We start from the raw sequence: 14387 nt of genomic DNA, 5'->3' as shown, positions 1-14387 counted from the left end.
CGTCGGGCACCGTTCCCACCCCGGCGTCGCACCTCCCCGGCGGTCCGCGTCAGGGGTCGTCCGTACGCTGAGCGCGTGAACCAGCCCGCCAGCACCCTGCCGTCGAGCTTCCGCCTGCTGCTCGTGCCCGGGGTCAACCCCGACCGCTGGCTGCGCGTGTGGGCCGAGCGTCTGCCCGACCACCCCGTCGAGCTGGTGCACGCCGAGCCGCGCGACCAGCTGGCCGTGCTGCACGAGGGCCGCGCCGACGCCGGGCTCGTGCGGTTGCCCACCGACCGCACCGGGCTGCAGGTCGTCGAGCTGTGGACCGAGCGGACCGTCGTCGTCGTGCCCGACGACCACGTGCTGACCGTGGTCGAGGAGGTCGACCCCGCCGACCTGGCCGACGAGACCCTGCTGGTCCCGGCCGACGACCTCATCGGCTGGTCCGACGCCCCCGGCCGGCCGTTCGCCGGGGAGGCACCCGCCACCACCGCCGACGCGCTCGACCTGGTCGCCGCCGGCACCGGTGTGCTGCTGCTCCCCCAGTCGCTCGCACGTCTGCACCACCGCAAGGACCTGACCTACCGGCCGGTGCGGGACGCCCCGCAGACCTCCGTCGGCCTCGCGTGGCTGCGCTGGCAGGACGACGACCTGGTGCAAGAGCTCGTGGGCATCGTCCGCGGGCGCACGGCCGGCAGCTCCCGCGGCCGTGGTGAGCAGCCCCCGGCCCGTTCGACGGCGCAACCGCCCCGCACAGTCACCCGCTCCCGGGGGTCCGGTGAGCGCAGCAAAGCCTCACGGCCGCGCCGCGGCCACCGATCGGGAGGATGAGCGCACGGGCGCGCCAGGCCGCCACGGCCGCAGGCAGAAGGGCGGTGACGACATGGACGACGACGTGCGCGAGGCGCTCGAGGCGCGCCTCGCCCAGCTCGAAGCCGTCATCGAACGTGCCCCCGTCGGCATCGGCGTCGTCGACCTCGAGGGCCACACCCCCCTCACCAACGCCCACCTGCGCCGCATGCTCGGCTACACCGCGGAGGAGTTCGCGGGCATGCCGTTCGCCGCGTACTCCCACGCCGAGGACAACGCCCGCAACCTGCAGCTGTGGGAACGGATGGTCGCCGGCGAGATCGACGACTTCGCGATGGAGAAGCGCTTCGTCCGCAAGGACGGCAGCCTCGTCTGGGCCGAGCTGACCGTCTCGCTCGTCCGCGACGGCCTGCCCGCCCCGTACGCGATCGGCATGTCCCAGGACATCACCACCCGCAAACGGCTCGAGGCCGAGCTGCGCGCCGCCGAGCTGCGCTCCCGCCTGCTGGTCGAGCGTGTGCCCGCGGTCGTCTACATCAGCGAACCCGGGGCGTCCGGCGCGTGGCACTACGTCAGCCCCCAGATCGAACGCATGCTCGGCTACACGCCCGAGGAGTGGATGGCCGACGCGAGCCTGTGGTTCGGGCGGATCCACCCCGACGACCGCGAGTTCGTGCTCGACCGCACCGTCGAGATCATGTCGAGCGAGCACGGCGAGCTGAACTCCAGCACGTACCGCCTCACGCACCGGGACGGTCGGACCGTGTGGGTGCGTGACGACTCCGTGGTGCTGCGCGACCCCTCCGGCCGTGTCGCGTTCCACGGGGTGATCGTCGACGTCACCGCCGAGAAGGCCCTGGAGGCCCAGCTCGAGTACCAGGCGGCCCACGACTCGCTGACCGGGCTGGTCAACCGCACCAGGTTCCGCCGCGAGGTCGAGGACGCCATCGCCGGCCTGCCGACCGACCGGCGGCGGCCCGCCGTGCTGTTCGTGGACCTCGACGAGTTCAAGGACGTCAACGACCGGTTCGGCCACACCGTCGGCGACCACGTGCTCGTCGCCGTCGGTGCCGCCCTGCAGAGCACCGTGGGCGAGCACGGCACGGCGGCCCGGTTCGGCGGCGACGAGTTCGCCCTGCTGGTGCACGACGTGCCCGAGGACCGCCTGCCGGAGTTCTCCGAGCAGGTGCTCGCGGCCGTGCGCAGCGCCACCGTGCGGCACGAGGGCGTCGACGTGCACGTCGACGCGAGCGTCGGCACGGCGGTCATCGGCCCGCAGGACACCGTCGAGCACCTGCTGCGGCGAGCCGACACCGCCATGTACGCCGCGAAGCGCGCCGACGACCCCGACCCGGTGTAGGCCGCGCGCCCGGCGCCTCGGGCGTCACCGGGCGCCTACGACTGCGGGTGAAACGCGCACGCACGGACGAAGGTCCCCGCGTGCGGGCCGCCGCACGGCCGATGGTCACAGGTCGGGGCACCGAGCGGTGCACCGAGCGGACAAGAGATCAGAGGAGCTCGGTGCCCGAACCCCGTGCCGACGACTTCGGTCGTGCCGTGCTCGACCAGCTGGGCGAGGCCGTCTACGTCGTCGACCGCAGCAGCCGCATCGTGTACTGGAACGCGCAGGCGGAGGCTCTCACCGGCTTCACCGCCGAGCTGGCCGTGGGCCGCTGGTGCGGGGACGGCCTGCTCAACCACGTCGACGAGCTGGGGCGCCCGATGTGCGGTCCGACCGTCTGCCCGCTGCGCCTGACCACGCTGGACGGCGAGACCCGGCGCGCCCGGGTCTTCGCCCACCACAGCGCGGGCCATCTGACGCCCGTCCAGGTCACGGCGTCCGCGCTGAGGGACGCCGACGGCACGATCGTCGGGGCCGTCGAGACGTTCCACGACGACTCGGACGCGGTCGCCTCCGCCGTTCGCATCCGGGAGCTGCAGGACCAGGCCCGACTCGACCCGCTGACCCGGCTCGGCAACCGCCACCACCTGGAGGACCGGCTCGCCACACGTCTGGCCGGGCTGCACCGCGGCCGCGCCGGGTTCGGGCTGCTCCTGCTCGACCTCGACGGGTTCAAGTCGATCAACGACACGTACGGGCACCTGGTCGGTGACGAGTGCCTGCGTGCCGTGGGAGCCAGCCTCGCGGCGGGGAGCCGGGTCGACGAGGACGTCGTCCGGTACGGCGGTGACGAGTTCCTCGTCCTCACCTCGGTCGAGGACGCCGACGCGCTCAGGGGCGTGGCGGCGCGTCTCGCCGGACTCGTGCACCACACCCGGGTGCACGGGTTGACCGAGGGCCGCCACCTCACGGTGTCCGGAGGAGCGGTGCTCGCCCGCCCGGACGACGACGAGGACTCGCTGCTCGCCCGGGCGGACGAGGCCCTGTACACCGCCAAGCGGTCCGGACGCGGCAGGGTGCACCTCGGCGTGTGAGAACGCCGTCGGAGCAGCGCCGCCGCAGGAGCGTGCGGACGGCACGGGCCTGGTGTAGAACCTGCCTGTGACGCGAGCCCGCAGAGCGGTGTGGCAGTCGGTCGGAGCCGTCGTGGTGGTCGGGCTCGTCGTGACCTTCGGGACCACGACCGTGCCCGACGTGATCGGCGACGACACCCGGACCGCGATGCAGAGGCTTGACGCCGCGGGCCTGTCGGACCACCCTCACGTCGCCGGCACGGGAGACACCGTCGTGGGCGTGATCCCCGGGGTCGGTACCCGCGTTGTGCGGTTCTCGGACGTCGAGCTCGTCTTCGGTGAGGGCGCGGACGGCTGACGCGCCGTGCGCCGCCTGACGACGTCGGCTCTCAGAGCGGGACGCGGACGTCCGAACCGCCCTCGGGGGTCTGCCGCCGGGCCATCTGCACGACCGCCGGCTGACCGACGAACCCGCCGGCGAACAGCACCTGCCCCTGCCGGAACCCCGGCGAGCGCTGCAGCAGCTCGGCCGGGGCGAACCCGAACCAGTCGGCCAGCTCGGCCAGGTCACGCGGCGAGCTCATCTTCATCAGGCCGAGGTTGTCGCACTGCGACAGGGCGTTCGGGTGGATCTTCGAGGGGCGCTGCGTCGACAGCAGCAGCCACAGCCCGTACTTGCGGCCCTCGGCGGCGATCTGCACGATCCGTTCGGTGAGGGCGACCTCGACCGGGTCGAACGGTTCGGCCGGGCACAGGTTGTGCGCCTCGTCGATGACGACCAGCAGCGGTTGACGACGGTCGCGGGTGGCCCACAGGTGGTCGAGCACCGCGAGCGCGGCGACCTTCGGCTCGTGCTGCGTGGCGAAGCCGCCGAGGTCGAGCACCGTGGCCCGCGGCCGTGTGTCGACGATGTCCTCGGCGGAGGTCGCACCCCAGGCCCACAGCTCCCACTCGAGGACCCCGAGGTTCTGCAACCGCAGCAGCAGCTGGCGGCGGGCGTGCGAGTCGGAGTCGTGCAGCGTCGCGTAGAAGCTCTCGCGGCCGGGTGTCTGGGTGGCGAACGCGTCCGCCAGGTGGAGCAGCTCGTTGTACTCCTCGGCGTCCCGCATCGGGTCGAGCCGCAGCACCGCGGCCTTCATCCGGATGTCCATCGCGGCGAACCGCACGTGCAGCCGCTCGGGCCAGTCGACTCCCTGGGCGGCGTCGGGGTGCGGGCCCGAGCGCAGCACCCGGATGTCCTGCCCCGCCAGGACCTCGGCGATCCGCGGGTCGGCGTCCTCGCGCACCTCGGTGAGCCGCACGAAGTCCCCGTTGGGGTCCAGCACGAGGATCGGCAGCCGGGTCTGCACGAGCAGCTGCTCGAGCACGACGCCCAGCGCGTAGGTCTTGCCGGACCCGGACTGGCCGCACCAGAACGTGTGCCGGTTGAACCGTGTCGGGTCGAGCACGGCGGGCGCACGGGGGCCGTCGCCCGACGCGTCCCCGGGCTCGTCGACGAGCGTTCCCACAGGCAGGTGAGGCGTCGTGTCCACGACTCGTACGGTAGGGCGGGAGCGCCGTTCCCGCCTTCGGTGGAGACAGGCGCAGCCGGCGGCACCGGCGCGGCTGAGCGTCGCCGGTGCTGCGGGTGCCGTCGCGGCGTCGACCGCGGCGGCACCCGCTCACTCCTGACGTCAGGCGCCTGACGTCAGAACCACGACCAGGGGCACCCGCCGTGGTGCGCGGTGACGACCAGGGCGGTCGAGGTACGGGTGTCCGAGGTGACGTAGCCGCGGGCGGTGGCGGTCACGGTGACCGTCAGGGCCTTGCCGGCGTCGGACGGGCGCGGCACGTAGGTGGCCTGGTGGGCACCCCGCACCGTGCGACCGTCGACCGCCCAGCTGTAGGTGAGCTGGGCGCGGCCGGGGTCGGACTGGACGACGGCGGTGACCCGCGTGCCGACCCGTCCGGTTCCCCGCAGGTCGACCGCGGTGACGGCGACCTGCCGCTGCACGACGACCCGGTAGACGAGTCGGGTGCCGTCCTCGGCGGTCACCGTGACCGTCCCTGTGCCCCGACTGTCCGCGGGCTGCACGATCCGGACCGTGGCGGTCGGGTCGGCGGTGGTGGCGGCGAGGGTCGGCCAGGCCGATCCTCGGCTGAGCACCGTGTACCGGGTGGTCGCCGGGTCGAAGCCCTCGACGGTGGTGCCGTCGAGCGTGAGCGCGGCGAGCCGGGTGTCCGAGGACAGCGGCTGCACGGTCACGGGTGCGGACTCCCCGGTGCCATCGACCAGCCCCTCGGCGGAGGCCACCGCGCGGACCGTGAGGGCCTTGCCGCCCGCCGAGGCCGGCACCACGAGCGTGCTGCCCGTGGCTCCGTCGATCGCCTGGCCGTCGACCAGCCAGGTCAGCGCGACGGCCGCGTCGGCGGGGTCGGTGGTGACCTGGGCGGTGACGGTCTGCCCGACCTTCGCGGTGCCGAGCACCTCGACGGTGTCGATCGTGGCGTGACGGACGACGGTGACCGTGGTGGTCGTGGTCGTCGTGCCGTCCGCCGCGGTCACCTGGACCGTGCCGATGCCACGGTTGGCGGCGGTCGGCTGGGTGACGCGCACGGTGGCGTCGTCGTCGGTGGGCACGGCGGTCAGCGTCGGGAACGCCGTGCCGTCGACGTCCACGGTGTAGTCCGTGTCGGCCGGCTCGAATCCGGGCACGCTCGTCCCGTCCAGGCGCAGCGACCCGAGCGTGGCGACCGAGGCGGCGGCCGGACCGGACGCCTGCACCTCGACCTCGGAGACGATCAGGTGCGTGTTCGCGTAGGCGTTGAGCACGAACCGCACGGCCGTCGCGTCCACGCCGCCCAGGGGCACCGTGACCACGGGGGCGGAGCCGTCCGCCGGTGAGGTCACCGACACGGCCGACTCGTAGCCGGGCACGGACACCCAGGTGCCTGCGGCATCCCGGACCTGGACCTGCATCGACTGCGCCCAGCTGGTCGACGACCCGTCCTTGTAGAACCAGATCGTCGCCTCGCTCAGCTGGCGGGCACCCCCGAACGCATAGGTGAGGGTGTCGGAGGCGTTCTTGTTCGAGCCCTTCCAGTTGGACCAGCCCTTGTCGGTGCGGTCACCGTTGCGGGTGCGGTCCACGGAGTACGCCGAGCTCTCGGTGAAGGTGGCCGAGGCGGTCGTGGTGGGCAGCGTCGCGATGTTGCTGGTGCTGCGCGCGGTGAGGATCACCGTGAGCGTGGCGGGCAGCGGTGCGGCGGACGGGTCGTTCGACGTGGCCGTGCCGGGCACCGTGACGGTGCCGACGTCGGTCAGGTCCGCGTCGGTGAGGGCCGAGAAGTCCCAGGTGACAGCGGCGTCGAACGTGGCGGTCGAGGCACCCACACGGGCGGGCACGGTCACCGGTGCGACGGCCTGCACCGAGGCGAGGGACGCCCCGGCGAACGTCGTGACGGACACCGGGTCGGTCACCGTGTACCCGCCGACGTCGACCGTGGCGACGGCTTCGACCGTGCCGCCGTAGACGTCGGTCGCCGTGCCGTGCACCACCACCTGGCCTGTCGTGGCCCACACGTCCTCACCGGGCAGCTGCCAGGTGACCGGGGCCGGCACGCCGGTGCCCCACGCGTAGGTCGGCACGACGGTCGACGGCAGGGTCGGCACCACACCGGCGACGGTCGCGAGCGTGACCGGACGGCTGCCGGTGGCCTGCGTGCTGCGGGCCCGCCACAGCTGGTTGGTGCCGCCGTTCGAGGTGTACACGCCGACGGTCGCGTTCTCGGCGGTCGACTGGCCGCCGACGTCGAGCGCGCTGCCCAGACCCTGGTTGACCAGGGCGAACGTGCTGCCGTCGGTGGTGCTGAGGATCCAGCGGGTCGCCGGGTCGGCGGCTGCCGCCTCGACGCTCACGGAGCGCAGGTCGGTGCCGGCGGACGTCGCCCCGAGCACCCTGCCCTGCTGGTCGGTGAGCACCACGCGTCGCGTCGACTCACGGGTGGCACCGGCGCCGGGGACCTCGTGCACCGTCCACACCTGGGCGGCGGCCGCCGCGGCGGTGGTGCCGGGGGTGGTCAGGGTCGTGGCGGCGGTGCCGGAGGTCGCGGTCAACGCCTTGCTGCTCTGCACGCCGACCAGCTGCACGGTGCCGCCGTCGGGCAGCAGCGCCGCGGAGTCGGCCACGCCGGAGACACCGTCGACCACGATCGACGAGACCGACCGGGCGGGCAACGTGAGGGTGACGGTGCGTGCGGCGGCATCGACAGCGACCGGCGTCCCGGCCACGAGGGCGTTCGCCCCGGGGGCGTCGGCCGGCGACTGGGTCGTCACGTACGGAGTGGCCGTCGCACCCTCGGCGATCTGGCCATAGCGCGAGAGGTCCACCGTGACGGACAGGTCCGTGGTGCCGGTGTTCGTGTAGACGACCGTGGTCGCCGTGCCGTCCGCCGAGACCGCGGCCGTGGCGTTCGTGCTCGACGTCGGCACGATGCGGTCACCGGGGCGGATGAAGTGCGTGAAGTTGCGGGTCGTGTCGAACTTCGTGTTCGTCACGATCGAGCACTCGGGCACCTGCGTGCTGTCCCCGCCCGCCGCGGCCACCCGACGCGCCGACTTGAACACCTGCGTGCCGGCCTCGTCGTAGTACTGGCAGTCCAGGTCCAGGAACACCGAGCCCCAGTTGGAGTTCTCGGCGGCCGGCTCCATGTTGTAGAGGTCCTCGACGGGCTGCCAGAACACCCACGCCTGCGACTCCAGCTCACGCAGGTCGTCCGTGATGCGGCCGGCCAGACCCAGGCCGTTCGTGATGGACGACGGGTTCCAGCCGGTGACCCAGGACCCCTCGACCTCGCTCATCCACAGGGGCTTGTCGGCCGACTTGGCGATGTCGCGGACCGTGACCCGGCTGCCCGTGCCGTACGTGTGCACGTTGAGCTGGTCGATCGCGTCACGCGTCGCCTGGTCGTAGCCGTTCCAGTTGGTGACGAACGTGCCGGGGTTCGTCTCGTCCATCGCCGAGACGACGGCCTCGGTGGTCGTGGCCGGGTCGGCGAGCTCGGCGGAGAGGGCATCGATCAGGTCGGCCTGCCGGGCCGGACCGACGTGCATGCCCTCCTGGCGTCCGCCCGTGGGCACCCCGTTGGTCAGGGTCGTGCCCCAGTAGTTCGTGTTCGGCTCGTTCAGCGGGTCGATGGTCGCCACGTCGATGCCGTACTGGTCCTCGAGCGCCTCGGTGACGTGCGTGAGGTACGCGGCGAAGTCGTCGACGGCCTCGGGCTTGAGCTGCTCGGCGCTGCTGTTCGTGCCACCGGAGACGTACCCGGACTCGGTCATGAAGTACGGCGCGGAGTTCGCGAACGTCTCCCAGTGCGTGATCTGGCCGTCGGCAGCCAGCTGCTGCACCCACCAGCGCTGCGTCGCGTCGGCCGTCAGGTCGTAGTCGGCCGGGTCGTCGGCGTCCCACGCGGCGAGCATCGCGGCGCGGTCGGCGTAGGTGGTCGTGGTGCCGTACTGGTCGCCCGTGGTGTCGGCCTTCCACCAGCCCTCGACGGCACCGCCGGGACGCAGGTAGTCCACGACGTCCGAGGCGTTGCCGCCGCCGATGTTGTAGCGGGCGATGTTCAGGTCGAGACCGTCGGCGGTGAACAGCAGGTCGTACAGCTCCTGCCGCAGCTCGGCCGGGTAGTCGCCCGTGGCGTTGGCGAACCACACCAGGCTCGTTCCCCAGCCCTCGAACGGCTCGGAGGCCGCCCACGGGTTCGGGGTCACCGTCACCGACGGGATCGCGGCGGCAGCCGCAGCGGAGGTGGCGGCCGCAGGGTTCGCGGAGGCCACGGTGGGCACAGCGGTGAAGACGCAGGTGGCCAGGGCGAGCGCCGTGACGCCCGCCCCCGCCCTGCGCCGTGACGTCGTTGTCATCGGCTCTCTCTCGGTGCAGGAATGGATGACGCCGTCCCTGGCCCGTGCCCGTCCGCGTCCGTGCGGCCGGTCATGCGCAGATGCTGCCGGTCAGTGCTCCGTGTGCCCCAGCGCCGGTCCGTCGACGAACGGCAGCGTGCCGTCGGCCGCGGCCAGCAGCTCAAGGACCACCACACGGTCGTGCGCGCCCTCCACGGCCGGGGCCGGCACGTAGAGGGTGGTCTGCGGGCCCTTGCTCCAGTACCGGCCGAGCGAGGTGCCGTTGACCCACACGACGCCCTTGCCCCACGTGCGGGTCGACACGAACAGGTCGTGCCCCGTCGGCAGGTCGCACTCCCACAGGCTCAGCGACGGTCCGGGCACGGGTCCGGTGGTGACCGGGGCGTCCGCGAACACCGCCGGGTCGGCGACGAGCGCGTCGAGCGGGACGGGCAGCACCTGCCAGCCCGTCAGGGGCAGCCCTCCGAGCAGCGCCGGGCCGATCAGACCCTTCGGCTCCCCGATCCGCGGCCCGTAGTTGACGCGGCCCTGGTCCTCGACGAGCACGTCGAGCCGCGCGTGGCCCACGGCGGGCAGCGTCAGGCTGGTGCCGTGCTCGGAGCGGTCGATGACGCCCACGGGCCGTCCGTCGAGGAACACCTGGGCGCGGTCGCGCACCTCAGCGAACGCGAGCACGCTCGGCGTGGTCAGCTCCACGTGCGTGCGGTGCAGCACGAACCCGCCGAGCACGCCGATCGCGTCGTGCGTGGGCAGCTCGTGCGAGTCGACCCAGCCGGTCGCGCCGTCGAGCGCGTCCCACAGGCTCACCGTGCGACGCCCGTGCAGCAGCGTGAACGTCGGTGCCGGGGTGCGGGTCGGTGCGGTCTGCTCCGGCAGCGTCGTGAACCGGCCGAGCACCTCGCGGAACGCGTCGTACTTGGGCGTGCGGGTGCCGTCCTCGGCGAGCGGGGCGTCGTAGTCGTACGACGTGACGGTCGGCTGGTAGACGCCCTTGTCGTTGGCGCCGTTGGTGAACCCGGCGTTGGTGCCGCCGTGGAACATGTAGACGTTGACCGATGCGCCGGCGGCCAGCAGCTCGTCGAGATCGTGCGCGGAGGCGGCCGGGTCGGTGGTGTGGTGGTGGGCGCCCCAGTGGTCGAACCAGCCGTCCCAGAACTCCATGCACATCAGGGGGCCCGTCGGCTGATGCCGGCGCAGCACCTCGAGGCGCTCGGCGGAGCGTGAGCCGAACGTCGCGGTGCGGTGCAGCTCGGGCAGCCCGCCGCGCTCGAGCATGGTGTCGTCGGCCTGGTCGCAGGTCAGCAGCGGTACGTCGATGCCGGCGCCGCGCGTGATGTCGACCAGGGCGCGCAGGTAGTCCTTGTCGTCGCCGTACGCGCCGTACTCGTTCTCGACCTGCACGGCGATCACCGGTCCGCCGCGTGTGACCTGGCGCTCGGCGACGATCGGCAGCACCTGCTGCAGGTACTCGCCGACGGCCGCCATGTAGACCGGCTCGTGGCGGCGCACACCGACGCCGGGGGTGCGGAACAGCCAGGCAGGGAAGCCGCCGTTGTCCCACTCGGCGCAGATGTAGGGGCCGGGGCGCACGATCGCGTGCATGCCCTCGGCGGCGACCAGGTCGAGGAACCGGCCCAGGTCGCGGCCGCCGGTGGTGTCGAACACGCCGCGCTGCGGGGCGTGCACGTTCCAGGCGACGTACGTCTCGATGGTGTTCAGGCCCATGAGGCGGGCGGACCGGATGCGGTCGGCCCACAGGTCGGGGTGGACCCGGAAGTAGTGGAGGGCACCGGAGAGCACCTGGTACGGCTCACCGTCGAGCAGGAAGTCCTGCTCGCCGATCTCGAAGGTGGGCATGGTGCGGTCAGGGCTCCTCGTCCGTGGTTCGCGTGCGTGCGGCCGTGGTGCGGGCAGTGCCGTCCCGGTCCGGCCAGGCCCGGCGGTGGCGGGGTTCGGCACCCCGCCACCGCCAGGAGATCAGGTGACTGCTCAGGTCACTTGACCGTGAAGCCCTGCTCGTTGCCGTAGTCGATCGACTGCTGCTGCCAGTCGGCGAGGCCGTCGACGATCGTGGTGTCGGTGACGTACGCCTGGCCGACCGAGTCGTTGAAGATCGAGTTGGCGTACACCTGGAACGGCAGGTACTGCCAGCCCTCGACGACGTCCGCCGCCGACTGCGAGAGGACCTCGTTGACCTTCTGGCCGCCGAAGTACTCGAACTCCTTGTTGAGGAACTCCTCGGACTCCAGGTCCGCCGTGGTGGCCGGGAAGCCGCCGCCGTCGATGCGGATCTGCACGCCGTCACCGGCGGCCAGGTACTCCAGGAAGTCGTAGGCGAGGGCCTTCTGCTCGCTGGCCTGCGTCACCGCGAGGGAGCTGCCGCCGTTCTCGGCCGTGGCGCTGGCCCCGGCCTCCCACTGCGGCATCTGCGCGACGCGCCACTGGCCGGCGGCCGCAGGCACACCGGACTCGAGGTTGCCGGGCATCCACGCGCCGATGGTCAGGGTGGCGATGGTGCCGTCACCGAGGCCCTGGTACCACTCGTCGCTCCACGAGCTGATGGGGGCGACCAGGTCCTCGTCGAGCAGCTGCTGCCACAGCTCGGCGAACTTGGTGGAGCCCTCGTCGGTGAAGTCGATGGTCACGTCCGTGCCGTCGACCGTGTAGGGCTTGCCGCCGGCCTGCCAGATCATCGAGGTGGTGAAGCCGGCGTCACCGGTGTCGTTGGTGATGTACGCGTTGGGGTCGGCGGCGTGGATGGCCCGCGCGGCGGCCAGGTACTCGTCCCACGTGGTGGGGACGGCGACGCCGTACTTGGTGAACACCGACTCGTTGTAGAACAGGGCCATCGGGCCGGAGTCGGCGGGCAGGCCGTAGATGCCCTCGCCCTGCTTGACGGCGTTCCACGGTCCGGGGGAGAACGTGCCGTCGAGCTCGTCGGCGCCGAACTCGGTCAGGTCGGCGAGAGAGTCGGCGATGGCGAACTGCGGCAGCGCGTAGTACTCGATCTGCGCGACGTCGGGGATGCCCGAGCCGGCCGCGATCGCGTTCTGCAGCGCGGTGTACTGGTCGTTGCCGGTGCCGGCGTTGACGACCTCGATGGTGACGTCGGGGTGCTCGGCGATGTACGCGTCGGCGATCGGCTGGACGGTGTTGTCCCAGGCCCAGACCGTCAGCGAGCCGCCGTCGGCCTCGGCGGGGGCCGAGCTGTCGTCGGTGTCGGTGCCGCCCGAGGAGCATGCCGCGAGGGCCAGCGTCAGGGCACCTGCGAGGGCGGTGCCCCGCAGGAGCGTGCGGCGGAAGGTGGTGGTCATGACTTTCCTCTCACTTCGTTGTCAGGGAACGACGGGTGGGACGGGTGGATCGGGGAGCCGTGATGGTGACGTCACCATCGGGCAGGGGACGCCGCGGGCGCGGGGCGGGGTGCCTCACTCCTTGACGGAGCCGGCCGCCAGGCCGGACTGCCAGTACCGCTGCAGGAACAGGAAGGCGACGATGAGCGGCAGGATCGTGAGGACCGCCCCGGTGATGACGAGGTTGAAGATCGCCTCGCCGCCGGCCGTGGCCGCCTGCGCGTTCCAGGCGTTCAGGCCCAGGGTCAGCGGGTACCAGTCGGGGTCCTTGAGCATGATCAGCGGCAGGAAGTAGTTGTTCCAGGTCGCGACCATGGTGAACAGCAGCACCGTGACGATGCCGGGGGCCAGCAACGGCAGGCTGATCTGGGCGAACGTGCGCGCCTCGGAGGCGCCGTCCACACGGGCGGCCTCCATGAGCTCGGTGGGGATCGCCTCGGCGGCGAACGTCCACATGAGGTAGAGCCCGAACGGCGAGATGAGCGAGGGGATGATGACCGCCCACGGCGTGTTCGTCAGGCCCATCTGGCTGAACATGAGGAACGTCGGCACGGCCAGCGCGGTGCCCGGCACGGCGACCGCACCGATGACCGTGGCGAACACGGCCCGCTTGCCCGGGAACTGGAACTTGGCCAGGCCGTAGCCACCGAGCACCGCGAGCGCCGTGGCACCCCCGGCCCCGACCACCACGTAGATGAGCGTGTTGACGAGCCAGCGGACGAAGATGCCGTCGTCGTACGTGAGCGTGTCGACCACGTTCGAGCCGAGCGCGAACTCGTCGCCGAACCACAGGCCGAACGAGGAGAACAGGTCGTTCTGCGTCTTGGACGCGTTGACGAGCAGCCAGACCAGCGGGATCAGGCTGTACACCAGCACGATCGCGGTGAGCACGGTGAGCGTGACGCTGCGCTTCGGCTTGTCCACGGAGTAGGAGCGGCGGGCCCGCAGGCGGGTGGCGCGGGCCGAACCGGCGCCGGTCGCGACGCGGACGTCAGGGGTGGCGGTGGTCATCGCGGTCACGCCTCCTTGCGCATGCCGCGCAGCTGGACGACGTAGGCCACGATCATCGTGATGACGCCCATGATGATCGCGATCGTCGCCGAGTAGTTGTACTGCTGGCCCGAGAACGACAACGAGTAGGCGTACAGGTTGGGTGTGAAGTACGTCGTGATGGCGTTCGGTGCCAGGTTCTGCAGGATGCTCGGCTCGTTGAAGAGCTGGAAGCTGCCGATGATCGAGAAGATCGTCGCGATGACCAGGGCCCCCCGGATGGCGGGGAGCTTGATGGCCGCGATGACCCGCCACTGGCCGGCGCCGTCGATCTGCGCCGCCTCGTACAGCGAGGTCGGGATGACCCGCAGCGCCGAGTAGAAGATCAGCATGTTGTAGCCGACGAACTCCCAGGTCACGATGTTGCCGATCGCGGCGAGCACCAGGTCGGGCGACAGCGGGTCGGGGATCGAGACCCCGAACGCGTCGTTGATGTTGCCGACCAGGCCGAACCGTGTGCCGTACATGAAGCCCCACATGAGGCTGGCCACCACGGCGGGCACGGCGTACGGCAGGAAGATCGAGATGCGGAAGAAGTTGCGCCCGTAGAGCCGCCCGCTGTCGATCGCGAGGGCCACCAGCAGGGCGATGCCGAGCATGATCGGCACCTGCACCACGAGGAACACCGCGACGCGACCCAGCGCCGACCAGAACTGCGGGTCCTCGAGCGCGCGCTGGTAGTTCTCGATGCCGACGAACGAGTTGCCGCCGACGAGCTGCTTGCGGAACAGGCTCAGGTAGATCGAGTAGGCGATCGGCGCCAGGAACACGAGCGCGAAGACGGCCATGAACGGGCCCACGAACGCCCAGCCCGACCAGGACCTGCCCCGGCCGGCGCGGGCCGACCGGGCGCGCCGGGCGGGGGCGCCGATCGT

10 protein-coding genes are annotated in these 14387 nt (G+C 71.9%); 4 read left to right on the top strand and 6 right to left on the bottom strand.

Annotation, left to right across the window (positions count from 1 at the left end; all coding sequences use genetic code 11):
• Positions 1-75 precede the first annotated feature (75 nt).
• The 4 genes from ACTHAM_RS02880 to ACTHAM_RS02865 all read left to right on the top strand — a co-directional run bounded on the left by ACTHAM_RS02880 (position 76) and on the right by ACTHAM_RS02865 (position 3565).
• On the top strand, positions 76-813 hold the full coding sequence (locus ACTHAM_RS02880; protein ID WP_440684262.1) for a LysR family substrate-binding domain-containing protein: 738 nt from the start codon (positions 76-78) through the stop codon (positions 811-813).
• A 52-nt stretch (positions 814-865) separates the two neighbouring features.
• Entirely contained in the window at positions 866-2152 is a 1287-nt protein-coding gene (locus tag ACTHAM_RS02875; RefSeq protein WP_440684261.1) for a PAS domain S-box protein, read from the top strand.
• 161 nt (positions 2153-2313) lie between these two features.
• Entirely contained in the window at positions 2314-3228 is a 915-nt protein-coding gene (locus ACTHAM_RS02870; RefSeq protein ID WP_440684260.1) for a sensor domain-containing diguanylate cyclase, read from the top strand.
• A gap of 67 nt (positions 3229-3295) precedes the next feature.
• A complete protein-coding gene (locus ACTHAM_RS02865) occupies positions 3296-3565 on the top strand; it encodes a PASTA domain-containing protein (RefSeq protein WP_440684259.1) in 270 nt (89 codons plus the stop codon).
• Between the two features lie 31 nt (positions 3566-3596).
• Here ACTHAM_RS02865 and ACTHAM_RS02860 read toward each other — a convergent pair whose 3' ends face one another.
• The 6 genes from ACTHAM_RS02860 to ACTHAM_RS02835 form a co-directional block, all read right to left on the bottom strand.
• Positions 3597-4739 (bottom strand): ATP-binding protein, encoded by a 1143-nt coding sequence (locus ACTHAM_RS02860; RefSeq protein WP_440684258.1) that lies wholly within the window; start codon positions 4737-4739, stop codon positions 3597-3599.
• Between the two features lie 155 nt (positions 4740-4894).
• Complete coding sequence (locus ACTHAM_RS02855; protein ID WP_440684257.1) at positions 4895-9109, bottom strand: RICIN domain-containing protein; 4215 nt, start codon at positions 9107-9109, stop codon at positions 4895-4897.
• A 90-nt stretch (positions 9110-9199) separates the two neighbouring features.
• Positions 9200-10966 (bottom strand): glycoside hydrolase family 35 protein, encoded by a 1767-nt coding sequence (locus ACTHAM_RS02850; RefSeq protein WP_440684256.1) that lies wholly within the window; start codon positions 10964-10966, stop codon positions 9200-9202.
• A 137-nt stretch (positions 10967-11103) separates the two neighbouring features.
• Complete coding sequence (locus tag ACTHAM_RS02845; RefSeq protein ID WP_440684255.1) at positions 11104-12423, bottom strand: ABC transporter substrate-binding protein; 1320 nt, start codon at positions 12421-12423, stop codon at positions 11104-11106.
• 114 nt (positions 12424-12537) lie between these two features.
• Complete coding sequence (locus tag ACTHAM_RS02840) at positions 12538-13473, bottom strand: carbohydrate ABC transporter permease (protein ID WP_440684254.1); 936 nt, start codon at positions 13471-13473, stop codon at positions 12538-12540.
• Between the two features lie 5 nt (positions 13474-13478).
• Complete coding sequence (locus ACTHAM_RS02835; RefSeq protein WP_440684563.1) at positions 13479-14300, bottom strand: carbohydrate ABC transporter permease; 822 nt, start codon at positions 14298-14300, stop codon at positions 13479-13481.
• Positions 14301-14387: the final 87 nt, after the last annotated feature.

It is taken from the genome of Cellulomonas soli (genome assembly GCF_052036975.1).
GTDB lineage: Bacteria > Actinomycetota > Actinomycetes > Actinomycetales > Cellulomonadaceae > Cellulomonas > Cellulomonas soli_A.
The sequence above is the reverse complement of the archived record's forward strand: the minus strand, read 5'-3'. Positions and strand labels throughout refer to the sequence as shown.